The organism is Clostridium akagii DSM 12554 (assembly GCF_000686725.1).
Taxonomy (GTDB): domain Bacteria; phylum Bacillota; class Clostridia; order Clostridiales; family Clostridiaceae; genus Clostridium_I; species Clostridium_I akagii.
This window is the reverse complement of sequence record NZ_JMLK01000006.1, coordinates 55029-77061: the sequence shown is the minus strand read 5'-3', so window position 1 is coordinate 77061 and position 22033 is coordinate 55029. Positions and strand designations below refer to the sequence as shown.

General features: G+C 29.6%; 24 protein-coding genes. 3 read left to right on the top strand and 21 right to left on the bottom strand.

Annotated features, from left to right (window positions below):
* The first annotated feature begins 41 nt into the window (after positions 1-41).
* Complete coding sequence (locus BR66_RS0100490) at positions 42-1382, top strand: glycoside-pentoside-hexuronide (GPH):cation symporter (RefSeq protein ID WP_051624035.1); 1341 nt, start codon at positions 42-44, stop codon at positions 1380-1382.
* Between the two features lie 90 nt (positions 1383-1472).
* On the opposite strand, the gene BR66_RS0100485 is transcribed toward BR66_RS0100490, so the two are convergent.
* The 6 genes from BR66_RS0100485 to BR66_RS0100455 all read right to left on the bottom strand — a co-directional run bounded on the left by BR66_RS0100485 (position 1473) and on the right by BR66_RS0100455 (position 9375).
* Entirely contained in the window at positions 1473-2504 is a 1032-nt protein-coding gene (locus BR66_RS0100485; protein WP_026881148.1) for a hypothetical protein, read from the bottom strand.
* Complete coding sequence (locus tag BR66_RS0100480) at positions 2504-3664, bottom strand: glycosyltransferase family 4 protein (RefSeq protein WP_026881147.1); 1161 nt, start codon at positions 3662-3664, stop codon at positions 2504-2506. The genes BR66_RS0100485 and BR66_RS0100480 overlap by 1 nt, the downstream gene beginning before the upstream one ends.
* 57 nt (positions 3665-3721) lie before the next feature.
* Positions 3722-4765 (bottom strand): nucleotidyltransferase family protein, encoded by a 1044-nt coding sequence (locus tag BR66_RS0100475; RefSeq protein WP_026881146.1) that lies wholly within the window; start codon positions 4763-4765, stop codon positions 3722-3724.
* Between the two features lie 75 nt (positions 4766-4840).
* The gene (locus BR66_RS0100470) at positions 4841-5839 is read right to left on the bottom strand and encodes a glycoside hydrolase family 130 protein (protein WP_026881145.1); all 999 of its coding nucleotides are present in this window, start codon (positions 5837-5839) and stop codon (positions 4841-4843) included.
* A 230-nt stretch (positions 5840-6069) separates the two neighbouring features.
* Positions 6070-7965: a ribosomal protection-like ABC-F family protein gene (gene abc-f / locus BR66_RS0100465; RefSeq protein ID WP_026881144.1), complete on the bottom strand. Its 1896-nt coding sequence runs from the start codon at positions 7963-7965 to the stop codon at positions 6070-6072.
* A 453-nt stretch (positions 7966-8418) separates the two neighbouring features.
* Positions 8419-9375: a YbgA family protein gene (locus tag BR66_RS0100455; RefSeq protein WP_026881143.1), complete on the bottom strand. Its 957-nt coding sequence runs from the start codon at positions 9373-9375 to the stop codon at positions 8419-8421.
* 248 nt (positions 9376-9623) lie between these two features.
* On the opposite strand from BR66_RS0100455, the gene BR66_RS26580 reads away from it, so the two are divergent.
* A complete protein-coding gene (locus BR66_RS26580) occupies positions 9624-9749 on the top strand; it encodes a hypothetical protein (RefSeq protein WP_278246793.1) in 126 nt (41 codons plus the stop codon).
* 127 nt (positions 9750-9876) lie between these two features.
* On the opposite strand, the gene BR66_RS0100445 is transcribed toward BR66_RS26580, so the two are convergent.
* The 13 genes from BR66_RS0100445 to pknB form a co-directional block, all read right to left on the bottom strand.
* Positions 9877-10431, bottom strand: a complete 555-nt coding sequence (locus BR66_RS0100445; protein ID WP_026881142.1) for a sugar O-acetyltransferase — start codon at positions 10429-10431, stop codon at positions 9877-9879.
* Positions 10432-10557: 126 nt separating this feature from the next.
* Positions 10558-11106 carry a hypothetical protein gene (locus BR66_RS0100440; protein WP_026881141.1) on the bottom strand — a complete coding sequence of 183 codons (549 nt, stop codon included), beginning with the start codon at positions 11104-11106 and terminating at the stop codon, positions 10558-10560.
* Between the two features lie 68 nt (positions 11107-11174).
* Positions 11175-12872, bottom strand: a complete 1698-nt coding sequence (locus BR66_RS0100435; RefSeq protein ID WP_026881140.1) for a bifunctional diguanylate cyclase/phosphohydrolase — start codon at positions 12870-12872, stop codon at positions 11175-11177.
* 64 nt (positions 12873-12936) lie between these two features.
* Positions 12937-13071: a cyclic lactone autoinducer peptide gene (locus BR66_RS22740; RefSeq protein ID WP_035795100.1), complete on the bottom strand. Its 135-nt coding sequence runs from the start codon at positions 13069-13071 to the stop codon at positions 12937-12939.
* Between the two features lie 7 nt (positions 13072-13078).
* Complete coding sequence (locus BR66_RS0100425) at positions 13079-13735, bottom strand: accessory gene regulator ArgB-like protein (protein ID WP_084156231.1); 657 nt, start codon at positions 13733-13735, stop codon at positions 13079-13081.
* Complete coding sequence (locus BR66_RS0100420) at positions 13719-14204, bottom strand: hypothetical protein (RefSeq protein ID WP_026881138.1); 486 nt, start codon at positions 14202-14204, stop codon at positions 13719-13721. Before BR66_RS0100420 ends, BR66_RS0100425 begins: the two co-directional genes overlap by 17 nt.
* Positions 14205-14309: 105 nt before the next feature.
* On the bottom strand, positions 14310-14882 hold the full coding sequence (locus BR66_RS0100415; RefSeq protein WP_026881137.1) for a DUF5317 family protein: 573 nt from the start codon (positions 14880-14882) through the stop codon (positions 14310-14312).
* A gap of 321 nt (positions 14883-15203) precedes the next feature.
* Complete coding sequence (locus BR66_RS0100410; protein WP_026881136.1) at positions 15204-15542, bottom strand: hypothetical protein; 339 nt, start codon at positions 15540-15542, stop codon at positions 15204-15206.
* Positions 15543-15554: 12 nt separating this feature from the next.
* Positions 15555-15953 carry a YtxH domain-containing protein gene (locus BR66_RS24640; RefSeq protein WP_051624034.1) on the bottom strand — a complete coding sequence of 133 codons (399 nt, stop codon included), beginning with the start codon at positions 15951-15953 and terminating at the stop codon, positions 15555-15557.
* A gap of 281 nt (positions 15954-16234) precedes the next feature.
* Complete coding sequence (locus tag BR66_RS25460; protein WP_156946198.1) at positions 16235-16387, bottom strand: lmo0937 family membrane protein; 153 nt, start codon at positions 16385-16387, stop codon at positions 16235-16237.
* Between the two features lie 193 nt (positions 16388-16580).
* Complete coding sequence (locus tag BR66_RS0100395; RefSeq protein WP_026881135.1) at positions 16581-16943, bottom strand: VOC family protein; 363 nt, start codon at positions 16941-16943, stop codon at positions 16581-16583.
* A gap of 149 nt (positions 16944-17092) precedes the next feature.
* Positions 17093-18400, bottom strand: coding sequence for an esterase/lipase family protein (locus tag BR66_RS0100390; RefSeq protein ID WP_026881134.1), 1308 nt, complete (start codon positions 18398-18400; stop codon positions 17093-17095).
* Between the two features lie 192 nt (positions 18401-18592).
* Positions 18593-20035, bottom strand: a complete 1443-nt coding sequence (pknB, locus tag BR66_RS22730; RefSeq protein ID WP_051624033.1) for a Stk1 family PASTA domain-containing Ser/Thr kinase — start codon at positions 20033-20035, stop codon at positions 18593-18595.
* A 237-nt stretch (positions 20036-20272) separates the two neighbouring features.
* Here pknB and BR66_RS0100380 point away from each other — a divergent pair, with 237 nt between their 5' ends.
* Positions 20273-20911 (top strand): lysoplasmalogenase, encoded by a 639-nt coding sequence (locus BR66_RS0100380; protein WP_156946197.1) that lies wholly within the window; start codon positions 20273-20275, stop codon positions 20909-20911.
* Positions 20912-20969: 58 nt separating this feature from the next.
* Here BR66_RS0100380 and BR66_RS0100375 read toward each other — a convergent pair whose 3' ends face one another.
* Both BR66_RS0100375 and BR66_RS0100365 read right to left on the bottom strand, forming a co-directional pair.
* Positions 20970-21215, bottom strand: coding sequence for a hypothetical protein (locus BR66_RS0100375; protein ID WP_026881132.1), 246 nt, complete (start codon positions 21213-21215; stop codon positions 20970-20972).
* 103 nt (positions 21216-21318) lie between these two features.
* Positions 21319-21951, bottom strand: a complete 633-nt coding sequence (locus tag BR66_RS0100365) for a flavodoxin family protein (protein WP_026881131.1) — start codon at positions 21949-21951, stop codon at positions 21319-21321.
* Positions 21952-22033: the final 82 nt, after the last annotated feature.

Sequence of the window (22033 nt, the reverse complement as noted above, 5' to 3'; positions counted from 1 at the left end):
CATTTATAAATTATAATATTAACAATCGGAGGAAGACTAAAATGAAGAAATTAACTTTCAGAGAAAAAATCACTTACGGTTTTGGTGATCTAGGAAATGGCTTTATGTTTGATATGGGACAATTATATTTACTTAAATTTTATACTGATGTTGCAGGTATACCCCCTGTTGTTGCTGGAGGTATCTTTCTATTTACAAAATTCTTTGATGCTATTGCTGATCCTATAGTTGGTACATTAATTGATGCAAGAAAAGGAACAACAGCATCAGGAAAATATAGACCAGTTATGATGATTTCTTGTATATTCCTTGCCATTATATCTGTATTTGTATTTTTAGCCCCAAATTTCTCTCTTAGGGGTAAAATCATATATGCATATGCAACATACATGATTTGGGGAGTTGCTTATTCTTGCACTAACATTCCTTATGGTACATTAGCTTCTACTATGACTCAGGATCCTCAAGAAAGAACCACCCTGGCCGCATCACGACAACTTGGTAGTACTCTAGCATTATTAATATCAGGGGTATTCGTTATCCCTATGATTTCAAAATTTCCTAACCAAAATATTGGATATCCAGTTGCCATTGCCGTCATGGCATTTCTTGGTGTAGGTGCATTTTATACAACTTTTAAAAATTGTAAAGAACATGTACCCGTAGTTAAGGGCAAAGTGGAAAAAATGTCTTTAAAGGGTATATCAAAAACAATATTTACTAATAAACCACTACTAGTGCTGATTTTGATGACAATATTTTCAATTTCAGCTTTTAACCTTAGATCAGCAATGCTAATATATTTCTGTCAGTATAATCTTGGTAATACCATATTGATGGCATATATAAGTTTTATAAGTGTAGGATGCTCACTTTTAGGTGTAGTTGCTATGCCTATATTATCAAAGAGATTTGGTAAAAAAAACACAGTAATAATTGGTTTTGCAATAAGCATTATTGCTGATTTAATAAATTTTATAATTCCATTGCATTTAGTCTCATTTGTAATACTGCAAAGTGTGGCATATTTCGGACTTAGTATTCCAAATGGAATGACTTGGGCACTTGTTTCTGATGCTATAGATTATGGTGAATGGAAAACGGGAGAAAAAAGAGGTGCTATAACTTATTCAGTATTTAATTTTTCAAGAAAAATAGCTCAGTCAATAGCTGGTTTTGCATGTGGTATTGGATTGTCATTAACAGGATATATACCAAAAATAAAGCAAACATCAGGTGCATTACTAGGTATAAAAGGTTTGTTACTTTTATATCCAGCTGTTGCTCTCTGCGTTGCAATGATTGTAATTATTGCATTATATAATTTATCAGATAAAAGATATCTTGAAATAGCGCAAGATTTAAGGGAAAGAAACGCATAATAGATTCATAATTATTTCTAGTATATAAAAATTAGTCACTACAGTGAGTCCTTCCCCCTGTAGTGACTAATTTTTTATGCTTATGCAAAACTATAATTTTATTGTAGCTGCCATCATTACAGCCATTCCATAAGAAACAATACTTTCTGATCCTTGGTTTAGATTTAGCCCATTTTCGGTTATTCCATCATAACAAGCACCGGTTTCTTCATTAATGAGAGACAGTTGTTTTGAATTTTCACCTTTATACCATTTAAAACATTTTAATGCATTATGAAGACACTTTTTATTTTTAGTTACCTTATAGTATTCCATATACAAATAAAGCATTTCGCAGGCCTCTATTGGCTGTTCATCATAAGCAGCTACTTCCTTGCCCTTAATTAACCATCCGTTGCAACCTATTGGTTTAAAAAAATCAGGTTTCATAACTATGCCTTCAAGAAATTCCATGCTTTCTTTAGCAGTTTCCAAATAACATTTTTTGCCTAAACTCTTATATGCACAAATCAACGCCCTAGGAAAAAAAGCATTACCATAGGTTATAGAGTCTTCAAACCAATGCCAGTTTTCAGATCTATTTAATCTATACTGCTCAACTAATGACATTGCTAGGTTTTTAATATGAGTAAAGGTTTCTTCTGAATCCTCTAAAAGGCTTAAACCAACTATGGTATAAGCTTTTGCTCTAGTATAAGTAATGGCTTCTATATTTTTACTTGCTTCTTTTAATATAAAAGTACAGGTATTTTTAATGTTTTGTGGCACAGCAGCACTTGATACTGTACGGGATAAGGCCCAAATACACCTTCCAAAACAATCTTCTGAACCTTGGGTTTCCAAAAATTCTCTTTGATAACTCATAAAGTTCTTAAACATACCTTTTTCATTAAGTGCATAATGAACAAAAGATAAATACGTATAAATTAGTTTCAAATATTTTTTTTCATTGAATTTTTCATAAAGCATAACTGCTAGTATAAGTGCTCTAGCGTTATCATCCGTTGTATAACCATGATTTCGATCTGGAATACCATACTTGCTATGCTGAAAAATTCCTACATCATCTGTAAATGCAAACAAGTAATTTATGAATTCCATGTTTTTATTTTCTTTAGACATCAAACCGCCCCTATTTCTTCGTTTACCATTACTGTTTTCATAAATACATTTATATAATTTTTAGCAACAATATCCCAATACATAGTTTTTCCAAGATTAATAGTATTTTTTTCCATCCTTGCTTTTTCATCTGGATTATCTAAAATATATTTCATACATCTAAAAATAGAATCGGGATTTTTAAATTCAGCAAGTAGTCCTCTGTCTTCTGATAGCATCTCTTGTGCATAAAGATATGGTGTTGAAATGATAGCTCTACCATATCCTACAGCATAAGCTAGTGTGCCACTTACAGCTTGATCTTTTGACAAATAAGGTGTCATATAAACATCGGACATTTGTAAATATTGTATAATCTCATCTTTTGATAGATATTTATTTATGAACTTAACATTTTTCTCAAGATTATATTTTATAACAAGTGCTTGGAGCTTTTCTCTATATGACTCATCTTTTTGATCAGGATGGGTTTGTCCAAGAACTAAATACAGAATATCGCTACTTACGGCACATATTTCTGCTATGGCTTCAATAGCATATTCTATACCTTTTCCCGGACTTAATAGACCAAACGTACTTATTAGTTGTTTATCTCCATATCCAAATTTATCTTTTAAAGTTTGCCTTGAAGGAACTTCTTTTTTAGGAACACCGTGATGGATAACTTCAATTTTAATTGGAGAAACTCCATATATATTTTTCAATAATTTACTGGTGTTTTTTGCCATTGTGATAATTTTCACACTTTTTTCGCTCAAAGTTTTGATTATTAATTTTTGTTTGTCATTTGGTTCTGTTAAAATAGTATGGAGTGTTGTCATTACTGGAATTTCTATGTTATTAACTAAATCTAAAATATAGTCACCATAATCTCCACCATAAATACCATATTCATGTTCTATTATTAATAGATCAATCTTTGAATGATTCAATTTTTCTGCAAGTTCCAAGTAGTCACCTTGGTTATTTTGATTAATCTCATATATCACTTTATCACTATATTCTCGGTGTTCAGAGTTATTTACAGCAATAACATTAGTTTCTACTAAAGCAATTTCATCAATAGCTCTTACAAGATCCTGTGTAAATGTAGCGAGTCCACACTGTCTTGGTGGCCACGTACTTAAAAAAGCAACATTTAAAAATTTATTGTTTTGCATATAATATTCCCCCTTTGAAAATATTTATCTTAAGAATTTAGCTTAAATACATTAAAATTAAAGTGCAATATTCTTTTTTGCTAATTCAGTTTCAACAACCTTAGTATTTGTAACACTCTTACATACCATATAATCAGAACTGAGAATTATACTTGAAAATGTTGAATTGTTTTGAATACTCATTTTATCTGAAACAATAGAATCAATGATTACATTGCTTATTCCAACCCTGCAACCATTACCAATTACAGTATTGGGTCCAATAGTGGAATAGGCTCCAATTTTAGCATTTTCACCAATATACACAGGTGCAATAATTTTAGCTGTAGCATGTATTATTGTATTTTCACCTATAAATATTTCCTTATTTTCCTCATTAAACTCTGGTAAAGAGCATGTCCTATTTAATATGTCTTGATGGATTTTATTGTATTTTTCAACCGTGCCTATATCCATCCAATATGCATCGCTTCTATAAACTGCAACCTTATAGCCTTTCTCAAGTAATAAGGGAAATATTTTTCTTTCAATGGATACTACCTCTGACTCAGGTATTTCATTTAAAATATTTGGCTCAAAAATATATATACCAGCATTAATGTAATTTGACTTTATCTCTGAAGGCTCTGGTTTTTCAGTGAAAGATTCCGCATAGAGGTTTTCATCGTATTCAATAACTCCATAAGCAGAAGGATCCTCAACCTGTGTTACTGCAATTGTGACTGCCGCAGATTTTTCTTTATGAAATTTTATCATATCTGAAATATTAATATCGCAGAATATATCAGCATTAAATATAATAAAAGTCTCATTAAAGAATCCTTCCGCATATTTAATTGCACCACCTGTGCCTAAAGGAACATCTTCACATATATATTGTATTTTTATTCCGAATTTTGCACCGTCACCAAAATATTTTTCTATTTTATCTGCCTTATAACATGTGCTAAGTATAATTTCATCTACACCATATTCTTTAAATTTTAATATGTTTCTTTCTAAAAGTGGTTTTGTCATTATAGGTACTAAAGGTTTTGGTAAATTGTCAGTCAATGGTTTTAATCTAGTCCCCATTCCACCAGCAAGAAATAATGCTTTCATAATTTTTCCTCCTTAATAATCATATTTTTTAAAGTACACTTCCTATATAGAAGTGTACTTATTATGGAGTAATTTTTATCTTAAATTATCTTCACTAGGTTCCGGACAATGTTCTATATATTGAAGCAAATCACACAGATTTGCAGTTGCAAGACAAATACAAGAATCCGCTCCGCCATAATACATGTTTACTATTCCAGTATTCTCGTCTAAAATCCATCCACAAGGAAATACTACATCAGCAACATCTCCAAATTTTTCATAAGGTTCTTCTGGTCCAAAAATCCATTCATTACTTCTTTTTAAAACTATTGATGGGTCTTCTAAATCTAGTAGTGCAAGACCTAATCTGTAAATCGCACCAGCCGCAGTGGTTTTAACTCCATGATAAAGAATTAACCAACCTGCATCAGTTTCAAGTGGTTGTGCTGAAAGACCAATTTTATTTGCATCCCAGCATCCTCCTTCACGAGCATTCAAAAGAATATGATGATCACCCCAGCTTTTAAGATCTGGAGAACTTGAAGTCCAGATATGTGCCTTATGCCCAGGAGACACCGGTCTATGTATTAATATATAATTACCGTTAATTTTTCTTGGAAAAAGTGCGGAGTCTTTATCATCAGGAGGCATTATAGGACCCTGTTTTTCAAAATTCACAAAATCGCTAGTAAGAGCAAGTGAAACCAGTGGCCCTGCTCTAGAAAATGAAGTATAAGTAACTGCCCATTTTTCAAGGTTTGACATCCAAGTTATTCTTGGGTCTTCTATTCCCCATCTTTCTTCTGGATGTATACTTGGTTCTCCTTGTATTGTTGGCCCTTTATCAAATATCCAATTTGATACTCCATCTTTACTTATTGATTTTGCCAAATGTGAAAACCCTTTTCGGTCCTCTACTCTTGAAAGTAATAGCGTACTGCCATTAAATATAGTTGCTGCTGGATTAAATATTGTATGCGCAGGATATGGCAAATCTTTTGCAGTTATAAGGGGATTATTTGGATTCCTTTTGAAAAGCTCTGGATATGATTTGTCATTTGAATTTAATAATGTTGGTTTACAAGTTATCATAGTAAAAAAAGCCCCCTTAACTAATTATTAAATGTGACATTTAAATCAGTTGGTGCCTTACTACATACACTATATTTAATTAAAATAGCATCTTCACAATTGAGTACTATCTGTATATAGTGTATCAGAAATCCGATATTTTAGCAACCGATAATAAAATTAATTGTTTCTTACATTTAGTTATAATATATGGTAATTTATATATTATAACTATGGATTATGTAAAAAATCTAATCTTCTATAACCATCCACTTTTCAATAAGTATATCTAATTGTTCTTGTGTTTTAACCCTTTCATTCTCTAGCTCTAACAATTTATCATATTCGCTTCCATTATTATTCATCTGCCTGACCAAATCTTTTAACCTTTCTTCAAGCTCTTTTACTTGATCTTCTAAGATATCAGCCCCTACTGCCATATTGTATAATGCTTTTTTTTCAACATTTTTTCCCTTTTTAGATTTTATCTCCTTTTCTATATCAGGTGTTACCGTTTTATTTTTTTTAAATTGATTTTTCTTTTCTTTGTAATATTCGTAATTGCCTTGATAATTCACTATGGTTTTGTTTTCTATTTCACATATTCTCTCCGCAAGTTTATTTATGAAAAACCTATCATGAGATATAAATAAAATAGTTCCACTAAACTCCATTAACGCTTCTTCCAGATTTTCTCTAGAATCTATATCTAAATGATTTGTAGGCTCATCAAGTATTAGTAGATTTATGTCATTTTGGATCAATTTACATAGCTTAAGCCTACTTTTTTCCCCTCCAGAAAGATTTTTAATCTTTTTAAAAACACTTTCACCATAAAATAAAAACTTGGCTAAAATCCCTCTTGCTGGTCCTTCTAAAATGTTCATACCCTCTCTAAAAGCATCAATCACCGTTAATTCTTCATTGCTAAAACTTATATTTTGAGCAAGATATCCTATTTTAGTATTAGTGCCTAGTTTTGCTTCACCATAATCGCCTTGAACTTCTCCTAAAAGTATTTTTAAAATAGTTGATTTGCCACTTCCATTATCCCCAATTAGAGCAGTACGTTCACCATATCTAATATTTAAATTTAAATTTTCTAATACCTTTTTATGTTCAAAATTTTTATATAATCCTTTAATATTCACTACATCTTTACCCGACATATCAGTATCTCCAAAATTTAATTGGATTTTGGCTTTATCGGTAACAGGTTTATCAACCCTTTGAATTTTGTCTAACCGTTTTTGCATACTTGCAGCTCTTTTAAAAAATTTTTCATTATCTGCCTGAATTGCCCATTGCCTCAGCTGTTTTATAGCTTTTTCCATAGCCTTTATTTTTTTCTGCTGATCTTTATATGCCTCAAATTGTTCAAAAACTCTTCTTTGCTTTTCTTTAACATAATAAGAATAATTGCCCTCATATAAGGAGGTCTCTCCCTCCTCAATTTCAACTATTTTTGTAACTACTCTATCTAGAAAATACCTATCATGGGAGATAATTATTACTGTTCCTTTATAAGCTTTAAGATATCCTTCTAGCCATTCTATAGATGACATGTCTAAATGGTTTGAAGGTTCATCAAGAAGAAGTATATCTGGGCTTTCTAGCAATATTTTTCCTAATATCACCATGGTTTTTTCACCACCACTTAAACTTATAAAATCTGTATTTAAAAACTCATTATCAAATTTCAAACCAGTACAAACCTTGCTCATCTTCTCCTCAATTTCATAGCCACCCTTTGCCTCGTAGAGTTCACTAAGTTCACCATATTTTTTCAGTACATTCTGTAATTCTTCTCCAACCAAACTAGTTATCTCTAATTCTAATTTTTTTAATTGTCTATTTATGCGGTATTGGGCTTCGAAAGCAATACTTAAAACATCCGTTACTTTAAACTGCTGGGGATAAGTTGGTATTTGATCTAAATATCCTAGTGTTGAATTTTTTCTAATAAAAATATCTCCATTGTCCTGTTTTTCAATACCTGCTATAATTTTAAAAACTGTAGTTTTACCAGTACCATTTCGTCCTATTAATCCTACTCGTTCTCCATCTTGAACTTCAAAGGTAATATTAGTGAAGATTTTACTACTACCAAAATATTTTTCTATTTCTTTTAACGCTAATTCTATCATTATTAATTTCTCCTCAACTTTCACTCTTTTTTATAAAACAATAAAACCCAGTAGCTATTGCCTACCCGGGTTTATTGTTTTGAAATTAGATCTATCATTTGTAATTAATTATTAAACGATAAATCATAAAAACCTAGGCAGATAATCCTTACCTAGGTTACAAATAACATAATTATATTGTATTTAAGGCAAAGCTAACTCATTTTTTTTAGTACAATATTCAATTTTGCATAGACCTGTCCCGTAAAATTAAGAATTACATATGTAATTCCAAATATTGACATTGGTAATCTATCTAAAATTATATTCACTAAAAAAACCTTAGTCACAATTTTCACCTCAATGATTTTTGATTTACCTCATTAATTTTACCATATAATTGATTTATTAGCAATTATATTTTGTATTTTCCCCTGTGAAACGAATATTTACGCAGCAGTTTATTTAAAATCCTTATTTTCCTGAATCACTTAAATCCATCAAATCTTCAGGATATGGATCCCAAATGCTCTGCTCTAATAAATAGGATTGCTCATATTTAATTGCATAAGATTTTAATAGATTTATAGGTACACTTAAAGGCATTTTTCCTATTTTATATTTTTGAAAAGTTCCTAAAATAAATTTTTTTTCATTAACAGATAATTTATCAGAAAAATATCCTAAAATGTGCATTAATGAATTTATATAATTACTAAACCTTGGAATTCTTATAAATGCATATCCAAGATGATTTTTATAATCATCTATAATTTCATCAATGGATCGTTTATTATGATTTCCCACTATATTGCCAAGAAGTTTTTGTTCCTTTTGACTATATGCCATAAGCAAATACTTGTTATCAGATTGAAATTTAACTAATGTGGCCATAGACTTTGCTTTTTGAACTTCACGGAACTTAAACATTATGTATATCTTTGTAAGAAAATGTTCTCTTACTCTAAAGTTAGTTAATCTGCCTTCCTCTTCAATAGCTAAAAGAGGGTATTTTTTCATCACTTGTGAAGCGAAAATACCAACACCTTTAATAGCACCAGTAGTTTTTTCTTTTCCAAGGTATAGCTTTACATCCTTTATACCACAAGATGGTGAACGCCCCTTAAGTATAAAACCATCTACTTCTTCAAAGGAATCTAAACATTTTATAGAATATTCATCCATTTGTTTTGTATACTCTTTACCTGTTGCAGGTTGATACAGAATAATTTTATCTTTTTCTAATACTAGCCTAAGTGTATCTCTTGGTATTCCAAGACCAATCTCCACTTCTGGGCAAACCGTTTTATATTCCACATAATCTTTTAGCTTATCAACAAATTTGTCCGGAATCATCTGACCATTATAGCGACAAGGACTAAATCCTAAGCACCTACTAACAGCAATCTGTGGTTTATCAATATTCTGCATAAATTTTATCCTCCTTCAAAGTAAATAGAAAAAACAACTGTACTAATCATTTAACTAGACAGTTGTTATTATACTCTTCATTATAATATTTTTATACAAAACAATATTATTTTATAATTTAAGATCCGCAATTATTATTCCTAAAATTCAAATCTTGTTTTCATATAAATTTATAATACATACTTATTTAATATTTGCTAAAACTATAAAAGTTAAAGAAGTAAAATTTATCTATAAGGAGATTTTGTATGACTAAAAGTAAGAAGGAAAAAGAAAAGCAAAACAAAGGTCCAAGTAACAATAAAGGCAATAGCCAGAGCATGAATACTCTCCAAACTACTGCTTCGCATAAAAATCCTGACCCCAAAACATGATAAATTTCCAGAAAATATCAATGACTGCTTCTTCACGTTAATTCGTAGTCGCAGTCTTTTTTATTATAGAAAAAAGACTTTCACTTTTTTTAACAGTGAAAGTCTAAGTTAATCAATTTATATTAATCTAATCAATATGTTTTATTACTTTACAAGGGTTACCAACAGCAACCACATTAGCCGGAATATTTTTTGTAACCACACTACCTGATCCTATTACACTATTATCGCCAATAGATACACCAGGGTTTATTATAGCTCCACCACCGACCCATACATTGTTTCCTATAGTTACTGCCTTTGTATAATCAGCATTTTTAGGTCTTAACTTGGGATTGATTAAATGTGTTGCCGTAAATATGCTTACATTAGGAGCAAACAAAACATTGTCCCCAATTTTTACAAGTCCATCATCCAAAACCAAAAAATTAAAATTAGCATAAAAGCTATCTCCAATTTCAATATTGGTACCATAATCACAATGAAAAGGAGGTTCTATTTCAAAATTTATACCTATTTTCCCAAATAATTTTTCAAGAATATTTTTTCTTTCCTCTACTGCTTCAGGGTCCGTGTCATTATATATTTTTGTAAGATGTCTAGCTTTATTTCTTAAAAGTATTAATCCTTCGTCATAAGCATTATATACTTCACCGTTTATCATTTTTTGTTTTTCGCTCATTTTTTTATACACTTCCTAGGCTTTTATACGCTTTTCATATTTAATTAATTACCTGTTAATACGCATTATTCTTTTAAGTATAGCATAGTACTACAAGTAATATTATTTTATTTTTATTAATAATCACTAATCATTTTTTTCTTTTCCCTTTTGTATAACTATATTCATTGCAGCTAACCATTGGTCAACTAGATTAATGGTTAAAGCTATGCTACTAATTGGATTAGCTTCAGTACTGTTTAAAAGTAGTATATCTATATACGGACAAGACAAATCATTTAGATTTATTCTAATTCCTAATTTTTTAACATATTCCTCTTTATTAGTATTATCATCTAAAGACTCAAGTATGTTTTTAACTGTACTTGTTTTTTCATCCTTTATTAGCTGGCAGCTTAAAACATCTTTATAGTTAAACGTCCTGTGAGAAAAATTTTTTATATCAGATTTTTTCCAAACTAGATAGTTTATACATTTTTTATTGTCATCAATAAAAAAATACCCACTATCACCATATCCCGGAATATTAATACTTTTTGTTACTGTCAAGTTATTATCGGAAATAAAACTTTGTACTAATTTATCACTATTTTTAATAGATTTGGTCTTAGACCTAGATAAACTATAAGGTAATAATGCTAAACATATAATAATAAGAATAATTAAATATACCACGTTATCTCCTCCTTTTATTTTCTGGCATATGCCAGAAGGTTAAAAATATACAATGATTTATATGTGCCCTAGCTTATTAATTCAACTGAGTTTTTGCTTTCCATAATAACTTCTATAAAAGCATTTACAATATCACCATCAAACTGAGTACCACTGAATCTTTTAAGTTCAGCTAATGCATCTTCATAGGTTTTTCTTTTATTATATGGTCTGTTAGATGTCATGGCATCAAAACAATCCACTACAGTTAACATTCTAACAATATAGGGTATGTTTTCTCCTTTTAAATTAGCAGGATACCCATTACCATCATATCTTTCATGGTGATGTAATATTAGGGGAATAAGTTTTTTAAGTGATTCCACATGTTTTATAATGTCTACTCCATTTTGTGAATGTTGTTTCATTATATCCCACTCTTCTCGGGTCAATGGCATATTTTTGTTTAGTATTTCCTTAGGTATATTTATTTTTCCAATATCATGCATATAAGCACCATATATTAAATTCTTTTTATCATTCTCATTAAGTTTAAGTTTATCTGCCAATAATCTACTATAGACAACTACCCTTTCAACATGTCCATATGTGTATTTATCTTTAGCATTAATAACACTAATTAAAGTTTTTATAGATGTAATTGTATCTATATGCTCATCTTCTGTATCAATTTTTAATTCATCTAATATAGACGTATAAGTTTCGACCCGATTTTTATCAAAGAACTTAGCTCTATAAAGTGCATCATCCGCACTTTTCACAAGTTCAATATCATTTTTAGCTTTATCTGGATAAATAGATATTCCTATTGAAACAGTCAATTTACCATTAGGCTGATTCTCTTCACCATAAAAATATGTTTTTTCTATTTTAATTCTTACTTCCTCTGCTAAGCTGACAGCATGTTCTTCCGAAGTATTTGGAAGAACTATTGCAAATTCTTCTCCACCGTATCGCGCCACAACGTCATCTTGTCTAAAGCTATTTTTTAATATAGAGCCTATAGTTTTAAGTACCTCATCACCATTTTGATGCCCATAAAGATCATTATAACTCTTAAAATAATCTATATCCATGAATATCATTGAAACTTGTTTATTTTCTTTTTCGCACCGATGCATTATCTCTCCTAATGCATCATAAAAAAACCTATGATTATATACACCTGTTAGTCCATCTTCATTTGCTAAACTCTCAAGTTTTTTAATGTGCTGATTTTCAGTTTTTACATAGTATCCCAATATCCATGCTGTGAGCATAAAAACCCCAGCTAAAATTAAATCATTTTCAAAATATTGATTAACTAGTGAATTTGGTGAATATACAATATCTAAGGCTAAAATAAAAAATGAGGCGATAGAAGCAATCATCATCCCCTGTTTCATACCAGCCTGTATTGTAGATATTATTATTATAAATAAAAATAAATATTTGTAATTACTTGTATTTGCCCCTGTAAAAAATATAACAATTATAAATATTAAAACAAATACAGCGTTCTCTATTAGTTTTAATAAGTTGTTGCATTTTAAACTAGTTCTTTTAATTACTAAAAATTCCAATAATATATATATTGATAATAATATAGGTATTACACATAAAAATATTATTAATCCATAATAAGAATGTGGTGCGTTTTTTATTATACTGTTTTTATTAAACATATATTTTAAAAATATTATTCCCGAAAACAGTAAAGAACATAATTTTACAATTGATAATATTTCATGGATTTTTTTCTCATTATTCTCTTCTAACTTGCCCATTTTTTTCACTACCTCATTAAATTCAGCGTACAAAGTAAGGAGGTGTTTCACCCCCCTTATCCCATTATTCTTCTATTAAACATTTTGGTTCTTCAGGTTGATACAGGAACCAAGCACATGCTGAAGATGCAACAGACGTTGCTACAATAGTTGCTACTGCTGCAATTATTGTTATTAATCTTTTCTTTGATTTTTTCATATTATTCTCACCTCCTTATACTAAATAATATGTTATTTAATAAGGTATCTATTTTAAGTATTGTTAATTTCCCTTGATACGTAATTGTAAATACTTGCCATAACGCTCCAAAATAAACACAAGTCGCATATACAAGCGACCTTTTTTCTCCATTAATTGCAAATAGCGTAATAAGCAAGACCACAACAGCTAAATATATACTCAAAACTATTAATGAACCTTTTTTCATACGCTTTCTTTTTTCTTTACTTTTTATAGTTTTTTTCATATTACCTACTGGTGATAATTTATAAATCAAATAGTATGATAGTATGAAAGCTGTAAATCCCAAAATTATCACTAAATTTAAAGTCCCAAATGCCCCTATTAAAAACGATATAAAAACCGCTGGTACAACGCATACAATTATACCTATAAGATTGCAAATAGGAATTGAGCTTGCATGCACCCCTCCAGAATATTTTCTAAGTATTGCTGCAGTAAATGATATTATTAGTGCCTCAATAACAACGTTAAACAACAATGCAAATAAAAATACAAGGCCTATAGAAAGAATTGCCTGAAACAGTGAAAACATTCCATAAGCTATTACTTCTCTATTATCATTATTTAATTTCAATTCTTTCGAAATACTATTAGCAATATTATTAACTAATCTCTCCATTAAAAGTATCCCTCAATTCTTTTCTTCTACTCATGATTATGTAGTATGTTGTAACAAAAAACGCAAAAATTAGCAATGACGGAATCCCCAATACTATTTTTAGTGTAGGTTCCTTAAATACATAATTAACATCTACTTTAAAGACATACTGTATTATAAATATATTAATAGCCTCGCATATACATTCAAGTGTTATTGCAATGATGCTTGCTTTTATGGCTTTAACTATGTCAATCTTATTTATATTTACAATTAATACAATAATGGCAATTAACCCTAGTATCATATTAACACCATATTGAATGGGAAGAAATCTTATAAAATAAATTGTAATAACTAAAAATATACTTGATATTATATACTTTTTTATATTAACCGCAGTTTTTGAAAATGCATACACTGCAAAAATAATTAAAAATTCTTCCGGTATACCTCTAAAAAAAAACTCTAACAGCGTCAATTTTAACATTATTTCTTCTCCTATAATGAATTTTGCGTATTTTTGAACTTATTAGTAACTGTGTCTTTAATATTATATAAATATTAATATAATTCCGTTTAAATAAAAATAATATCATAAATTGCCACTAAATTTTTTTTCTCCGACTACACTTGTCTTGTTAATAGCTTTTATAGTATTAAATATAATAATAAGAACAAAAACTCTTATGCATATATCTCCAATACTCATAATACTGTAACCAACATCAAATATATCAGTTAAAAGCTTAAATTTAGTTGCTGAATTTCCTAAAACATGTATATCATTAACTTTCATAAAGGAATCCGGTTTTGCATAGCCTGTCCAATAGGACAGTGTTGGGAAAACCGGCATTTTACCGTTGTTAGCTGCTATTACCATATTATTTAAAGTGCTTCCAATAAAAATAAATATTGAACCTATAATAGCGCTAATATTGAGTTCATACTTGATAATCAAAATCAAAAATGTCAAAAGATAAAGATAATGAAAGATATTTGCATATTTTATAAAGTTGTAGTTTCCATTAAATAACATTATGTCTAAAATTACATATATTATTGCACATACTAACACAGGATATATTTCCCATGACCTAAAAATAGGTTTTATTTTATAACCTCTTATTATTGAAAGAACAAGTGCTAAAAGTAAAGTTTCAATCATATGTGCTCCTTGCATCCTACATTAAAATATCATGTTGTAATATTTTAAGATGTTTTCTATTTTTTTGATTAATTATATTATAATCTAATTTTATATAATATTCTACAAAAAGTTAAAAAGTGGCTATTTTATGACACTATATCAAGTTTTACATTTTCTAAGTAAATAAAAATCCAGAAATATTTTTATCATTTCATAACGGATTTTCACTTAATTATATTTAAATCCTAGCATTATATTTGTTCAAAAAAGGCTTAAGAAACAAGGGTCTGACCCCTTAAATTCTTAAACCTAATTATTTTTGGGTTAATCATATACTTGCTATTTTTTTGCGAATACTGTTTTGACTATTTTAAGTACGTCCATAAAAATATCCGTATAATCCTGAATATGTTCCTTTGTTTCTATAACAGTTGCAGTTGTTTCAGTAAAAACTTCTCCAACTGCTTTTAAATCATCACTTAAATCTAAGAAGTTATCTGTTGCCTTAGGAAGTGAAACTAACGTTTCCTCAATATTCTTTTCATTTCTTTCTATTAGTCCGTCCACCCTTGATATAAACTTAAATAGTTTTATTAACACCATAATAAGAATTACCAATGCTACTGAACCTAAAATAAAAAGAATAGCAAAACATAAACTAAATAAACTTATATACATCATCTTTCCCCACTATTCTTCAGTTTTAGTTTTACCTATAACTTCAACTTCATTTTTTTCATCAATAACAGATTTAGCTTCACTATTATTCTTTTCCGCTTTTTTATCTGATAAATATTTAGCTATTTTTTCTTTTGCTGAAACCACATTATTTTTAGTTTCAACAACTTTATTATCTAAATTTTCTTTAATATCTGTTGTCTTGCTTATTGCATTTTCCCCAAGTTCTTTTGCCGTTTTAGCAATATCATCTCTTGTTTCTTTCCCTGCCTTGGGTGCCAGAAGAACCCCTCCAACTACTCCAGTTACAATTCCTGCAAATGCTCCAACAGTAATTTTCTTTACCATTTTAGCTCTATGTTTTTTTTGTCTTTCCAACATCTTTTTCTCTAACATTTCTCTTATTTTCATTACTAGCCCTCCTGATAATCTTTAGTCAATTTAATAATGTAGCTTACAGTGTAACATAAATCGCCATATTTTTCATCTTTCATTTGAATACTAGCAATTATAACTCCTTACCTTTCCATTATTCCTTTGATATAAATTTGCCACTACATCTTAGTCCACTTCAACATGTTTAGACCTATATAAATCAAAAAACTAAACTGAGAACCAAATTATGGCTCTCAGTTTAGTTTTAACTTTTAGTACTCTATTGGATGCTAAAAACTTTTTTCAATAAATATTTTCTAGTTCCTTTTTTTCCCGGTAAAAAAATCAACAAGAAATACGATAACTGCCAAAACTATCAACAGATTTATCAAACCTCCACCAATTTTAAGTAAAAATCCTAATAGCCAAAAAAATACTATTATTCCACCTAGCCAACGTAAAAATCCCATATATATCACTCCTCTCAGCACATACTATAAAAACTTTCGTCATACCTCTTTACATTTCATATAATATATTTAATTTAACTACTTCACATTATCTATGCATTTTACCATTTACACAATTACATTTCAACTAACTTAATTAATCCCATGTTACTTAAAATAATTTTGTGCCAGATTATTAATATTGATTATTTACTTAAATATTCTCTACAAACTGGATTTTTAAACCATTTGGATCTAATATGTAGAAAAATTTCATGTGAGGATTGGGCTGAAATGGTCCACTTTGAATATCTATACCCTTTTCTTTAACAAAAGTCATCATTTTATCCACTGAATTTACTTCAAATCCAAACGAAATATCATGTCCTAAATCTACTTGTTTTAAATCCTCATCACAAATCAATTCAATTTTTGTTTCATCATCCCCTATGAATGCAATTTCCACACCTGATCCTGAATTAAATCTGCTATTAATAGTTAACCCAACCACCTCATTGTAAAACTTCAAAGATTCTTCTAAATTTTTAACCATTAATGTACTCCAACAAAATTTCATTTTTTTCCTCCCTAGGTAAATATGGTTGTTCTAGCATAAACTAACTTGATTATATCACTTAAAAACTTTAAAAGCATTAACCCATGACCACAGAAACTATAAAATCCAAATATGCGTAGATTTGGAGGTAAATCTACGCATATCTTATATTATTTTGGAAGATTTGCTAACATTTTTGCCAAATCACTATATTTATTTTCAAGATATTTACGAGTTTCAGGATGACTTAGACTAACCACTTCTATGTGATCAATGTTATCAATTTGACCTAAATAGTTCCATATACCCTTTTGTGGGGTCCCATTATAATTAACCATTTTATCATTTGAACCAACTTTTGGATAAGTTGCAGATACAAGACTTACTATTCCGTCATTTTCCCACCAACTGTTGTCAATTGGAACATCACCTGATATATTATTTATATATGAACCCATAAAATACGAACTCCTTAAAAGAAGAGGATTCATATTTAAATTTGGAATTTCATAAGGAGTTAATAAACCTTTGTGGGTATCTTCACAAGCAAGTGAAAAATAATAAATATCATTTTGGGCCTTAACCCATGAATTTAGTTCTTTAGCCCCTTCAGGTGCTAGGTCCCATACACTGAGATCTTTAGTCTGCTTCCATATATTACTTGTAATTACCCTTTGGTAATAGCTCTGATAGGATTCATTCGGCTCCTTTTTTAGCCCCCATTGATCCAGTCTGAAATCAAAAACTGGATTATCAGAATTAATAATACCTCCTTGTACTGCCATTGCCGCAAAAAAATCGTGGGCAATAGGCTCTATACTATCCTGTTCATGGGCTTCTTGACTTCCATCATGGGGTGTAGCGATAGTTGTTATACTGTCAACCCAGTGATGTCCACCTGTAAAAAGAGGACTAATCTTACCTGATGGGGTATTAAGTATTTCATCACGGTCTCCATTTTCAAGTAATTGGGCAAGAACTCTTACCGTTTGTCCACCCATACTGTGACCAATAAGATGTACTTTTTCAATTTCATTTGAACTATCTATACTACCAAACTCCGGATACACGCCTGGATAAGTTCGACCATACCTGCTATGTCCATACTTTTTTGAATGAACTTCCCCATAGTCAACAGTGCCACCCTTTATATATGCATATAATTCACATGCTCTATCCCAGTTGCTAGATACAGACCCTATGGTTGGCGTATAAACTGTATAACCATGAGTAGTTAAAATCTGTTTTAAACTTTCAGATCCACCCCAATAATTTATTCCATAAAGTTCATCGTCTCCCCATCCGAAAAGCCCATGTACCATAATTATGGGATACTTATTACTATAACTTGGAATACTTGTTGACTGATTATCAAGTTCTGCTGCATTAATTGGCTTACAATACTCAAAAGAAACAAATACGATGAAACAGAACATTAATAAAAAAGTGATTAACCTCTTGTTCTTTGATGTTTTCAAATTAACACTCCCTTAATATTTATTACATCATAAATATTAACATTAATAGAAGTATTAGTAACTATACAAAACCTGATATTTGTAAACAAATTGTGTTTTTTTAATTTTCTTTTGATTTTAATATACTCTTCACTATTCATAATTACACGACTTACATAGTTAGAAGTTATTTCTTCATTTACGTGTTTAGGTCTATCTGAATTTTTCAGGACCTTTTACATGATTTTCTATGTCCTTATGTATTTTATCCTTTAATTTTGGTATAGTAACAGGAACAACCTTTTGTCCTTGGCTTATAACTAAATCAACATTAACCCCTTTAGCATAAGATGTATTTGCATCCGGTGATTGCCCTATAACTGAGCCTTTTGGGATGCTGTCACTATATTGACTTGTAATATTTCCAATTAAGAATCCATTGTTAGTTATAGTTTTTTCTGCAATATCTTTTGTAATTCCTATAAGCGAAGGAACAAGTTTTTTGCTGTCCAAAGGTGTTTTTTTAATTTCTTTTGTTAAACCGGCTTTTGTCACTGTGTTGGTTTTACTTGTAGGAAAACTTTTAGATATATATTTTCCTATTACACCAATCGTAATCATAACTAACAAAATTGTTACTATAATTATTATTTTCTTTTTATTTTTACTGGTAGCTTTATTTTCTGGTAGTATTTTTTTATTTTTTTTAACTGCTAAATTGTCCTTAAAAGTATTTTTACTCATGACCCTTGTACAATCCTGTTTTGTATCAGAAACTACTGTATCCATAAGTTTCGTAGCACCATTTGGCCTATTATTTAACTTCCGACTAAAATCAAATTCTTCTTTAATTGTACTTATAGCCTGAATCATTTCATCCGCTGATTGGTATCTATTATTATTTTCTTTTTCCACCGCTTTTAGAATTACTTGATTTATAGTTTTTGGTAAATCAGTGATGATTTCTTTTGGCTCAACAATAGATTGTTTAATGTGCATCATAGCTATGGAAATAGGACTTTCTGCATCAAATGGCACTTTGCCTGTCACCATTTCATACATCACAATACCTAATGAATATATATCTGTTCTACAATCTACAACAAAACCTTTCGCTTGTTCAGGAGAGAAATAATATACAGAACCCATAATTGTTTTAGAATTTGTCATTGTATGAGACTCTGATACTTTGGCTATTCCAAAATCCATTACCTTAACTATATTATCCTCTGTAATCATAATATTATCTGGTTTTATATCTCTATGGATTATATTGTTTTTATGAGCACATTGAAGTGCTTTTGCCACTTGAAGCGATATGTCTATAGTTTTATAAGCGTTAAGTTTAACATTTTCCTTTATTACTTGCTTTAATGTTTTTCCACTAATATATTCCATAACAATAAAATTAATAGAATTTTCTTCACCAACATCATAAACATTGACTATGTTAGGATGTGACACGCTTGCTACAGCGCTAGCTTCTCTTTTAAATCTAGCAACAAAATTTTCATCCATGCTAAACTCTGATTTTAATATTTTTACAGCCACAAATCTATTTAATAAATGACATTTTGCCTTATAAACATCTCCCATGCCACCCTCACCAATTTTTTCCAATAGTTCATATCTATTTAAAAGTAAAGTTCCTATCATATTTGTTTGTCCTCCTATGAAAATCAATAACCTATATATTATATCATAGTAAATACCTAATAATATTAACTCATATATAATTGATTATTAGTTATATTATGTTAAAATGAATTGATTATATAAAATATCTTATATTATTACTATAATCTATAAATAAATCACAAAAGAAAGCGAGATGTTTTTATAATTCAAAATATATCAATTAAATCGAATAAATTGTCATTAAAATGGGTGCTATTGTTTCAAACAGTCCTTTTCTTAATTGGTATGATTATTGATAATTTTAAGGACCTTAATAGATATACTGCAGTATCTATTAGTTTTATATACCTTTTAACTGCATTATACATATGGCTAGAAAAGAAAAACACATATAACAGATTTGTATCAATAGCTGTAGTATTTTGTTTTACAGGAGATATGCTATTATCTAAATTCATTCCAGGTGGAACCATGATTGGCATGGGCGCGTTTGCAATTGCTCATATATTATTCATAATAGCTTATGTAAATACCATTCATGATAACAACGGTAAAGTTATGAACTTTGGATTTTGCGTTGCTACAATAATATATTACTTATATTTTTTAATCCTATGGAATATATTTTTAAGGAATACACCTAGTGGTGAATTATTCAGTTTTGCCAGCTTAATATATGGATTGATTATAGGAACTATGGCCTCAGTGGCAGTATCCTTATATATTAATGGTAAAAAATACATAAAAACTGCCCTAGGAGCTTTTATATTTTTTCTATCAGATAGTTTAATAGCTGTGACCCAGACAACTATTGTATCTAATTCCGAAATTATAATATGGATTACATATGTGCTTGCATTATATGGAATAATTTATAGTAATAACTCTCAATAATTTTACATAAAAAAAAGCACTCTTACAAAAAGATGTGCTTTTTTTACTGCTTAAATATTTAACCAGTAAATTGTTCAATATACTTAATAGAATTTTTTTGTATATACAAGGTTCTATTTTCATTTCTTGCATCTTGAAACTTATAATAGCTTTTGTCGTCACTATTAAGCCACTCTAAAATATCATTAATTTCTTTTACGTCAATAATTAAACTATCACCTTGATTAAAATGTATTCTTATTGGTTTTGCTGAAACCTCTTTAGAATTTGCATAATTATCAGGTAATCTATTCCCATATATCATATTAGCATCCCCCAATATTGTATTTTAAATACTTTATTCTACATTATTGGGAAATAATCCTTTTTCCATTGCTCTTTCAATTTCATTTTTCTTTTTTTGTATCTTATCTAATAAAGTTATAGAATATTTTATCTTCATTTTCAGGTTCTTCAACCTTACCTTTTCCGTTTTCAACTAATTTCATAAGCCATGCCATGTTTTTACCAAGGACTCTCATAATCTGTTTACCTTCTTCATCTTGCTTAACTTCACCTGGAGCTGTTCCATTTATTACATTCCAATAGTTTGAACTTGGCATAAGCATCTCTGAATAATTAATATAATTATTCAATTGATCAAAAGTCGGAACACCTCCAGCACGTCTAACAGCAACAACTGAAGCTCCAACCTTATGTCTTAGCATGGATTTGTTTACGCTTGTAACATAAAATGCTCTGTCTAAAAATGATTTCATTGTTCCACCTATTGATGCATAATGAACAGGTGAGGCTAATATTATACCATCTGCTTGTTTCATTTTTTGAATCCATTCATTTACTTCATCCTTAATCACACATTTTTCATTTTGATTTCTTACACAACCATTACAGGCAAGACATCCCCTTATTGCCTTATTACCCACATGAACAATTTCTACTTCTATACCTTCTTTTTGTAGTTCCTCGGCAACCATTTTTATGCCATGGAATGTGTTTCCTTCTTTATTTGGACTTCCGTTAAATGCAACTACTTTCATATATTTTACCTCACTTTATATTTTATTAATGCAGCATATTTGAATTAAATGCCTTTACCTCTGGGCACTAAATATAGTATAC

Excerpts from the sequence above, each read along its gene's own strand:
- BR66_RS0100490 (WP_051624035.1), top strand. The coding sequence starts at position 42 with ATGAAGAAATTAACTTTCAGAGAAAAAATCACTTACGGTTTTGGTGAT.
- BR66_RS0100485 (WP_026881148.1), bottom strand. The coding sequence starts at position 2,504 with ATGTCTAAAGAAAATAAAAACATGGAATTCATAAATTACTTGTTTGCA.
- BR66_RS0100480 (WP_026881147.1), bottom strand. The coding sequence starts at position 3,664 with ATGCAAAACAATAAATTTTTAAATGTTGCTTTTTTAAGTACGTGGCCA.
- BR66_RS0100475 (WP_026881146.1), bottom strand. The coding sequence starts at position 4,765 with ATGAAAGCATTATTTCTTGCTGGTGGAATGGGGACTAGATTAAAACCA.
- BR66_RS0100470 (WP_026881145.1), bottom strand. The coding sequence starts at position 5,839 with ATGATAACTTGTAAACCAACATTATTAAATTCAAATGACAAATCATAT.
- abc-f (WP_026881144.1), bottom strand. The coding sequence starts at position 7,965 with ATGATAGAATTAGCGTTAAAAGAAATAGAAAAATATTTTGGTAGTAGT.
- BR66_RS0100455 (WP_026881143.1), bottom strand. The coding sequence starts at position 9,375 with ATGCAGAATATTGATAAACCACAGATTGCTGTTAGTAGGTGCTTAGGA.
- BR66_RS26580 (WP_278246793.1), top strand. The coding sequence starts at position 9,624 with ATGACTAAAAGTAAGAAGGAAAAAGAAAAGCAAAACAAAGGTCCAAGT.
- BR66_RS0100445 (WP_026881142.1), bottom strand. The coding sequence starts at position 10,431 with ATGAGCGAAAAACAAAAAATGATAAACGGTGAAGTATATAATGCTTAT.
- BR66_RS0100435 (WP_026881140.1), bottom strand. The coding sequence starts at position 12,872 with ATGGGCAAGTTAGAAGAGAATAATGAGAAAAAAATCCATGAAATATTA.
- BR66_RS22740 (WP_035795100.1), bottom strand. The coding sequence starts at position 13,071 with ATGAAAAAATCAAAGAAAAGATTAATAACAATAATTGCAGCAGTAGCA.
- BR66_RS0100425 (WP_084156231.1), bottom strand. The coding sequence starts at position 13,735 with ATGGAGAGATTAGTTAATAATATTGCTAATAGTATTTCGAAAGAATTG.
- BR66_RS0100420 (WP_026881138.1), bottom strand. The coding sequence starts at position 14,204 with ATGTTAAAATTGACGCTGTTAGAGTTTTTTTTTAGAGGTATACCGGAA.
- BR66_RS0100415 (WP_026881137.1), bottom strand. The coding sequence starts at position 14,882 with ATGATTGAAACTTTACTTTTAGCACTTGTTCTTTCAATAATAAGAGGT.
- BR66_RS0100410 (WP_026881136.1), bottom strand. The coding sequence starts at position 15,542 with ATGTATATAAGTTTATTTAGTTTATGTTTTGCTATTCTTTTTATTTTA.
- BR66_RS24640 (WP_051624034.1), bottom strand. The coding sequence starts at position 15,953 with ATGAAAATAAGAGAAATGTTAGAGAAAAAGATGTTGGAAAGACAAAAA.
- BR66_RS25460 (WP_156946198.1), bottom strand. The coding sequence starts at position 16,387 with ATGGGATTTTTACGTTGGCTAGGTGGAATAATAGTATTTTTTTGGCTA.
- BR66_RS0100395 (WP_026881135.1), bottom strand. The coding sequence starts at position 16,943 with ATGAAATTTTGTTGGAGTACATTAATGGTTAAAAATTTAGAAGAATCT.
- pknB (WP_051624033.1), bottom strand. The coding sequence starts at position 20,035 with ATGATAGGAACTTTACTTTTAAATAGATATGAACTATTGGAAAAAATT.
- BR66_RS0100375 (WP_026881132.1), bottom strand. The coding sequence starts at position 21,215 with ATGATATATGGGAATAGATTACCTGATAATTATGCAAATTCTAAAGAG.
- BR66_RS0100365 (WP_026881131.1), bottom strand. The coding sequence starts at position 21,951 with ATGAAAGTAGTTGCATTTAACGGAAGTCCAAATAAAGAAGGAAACACA.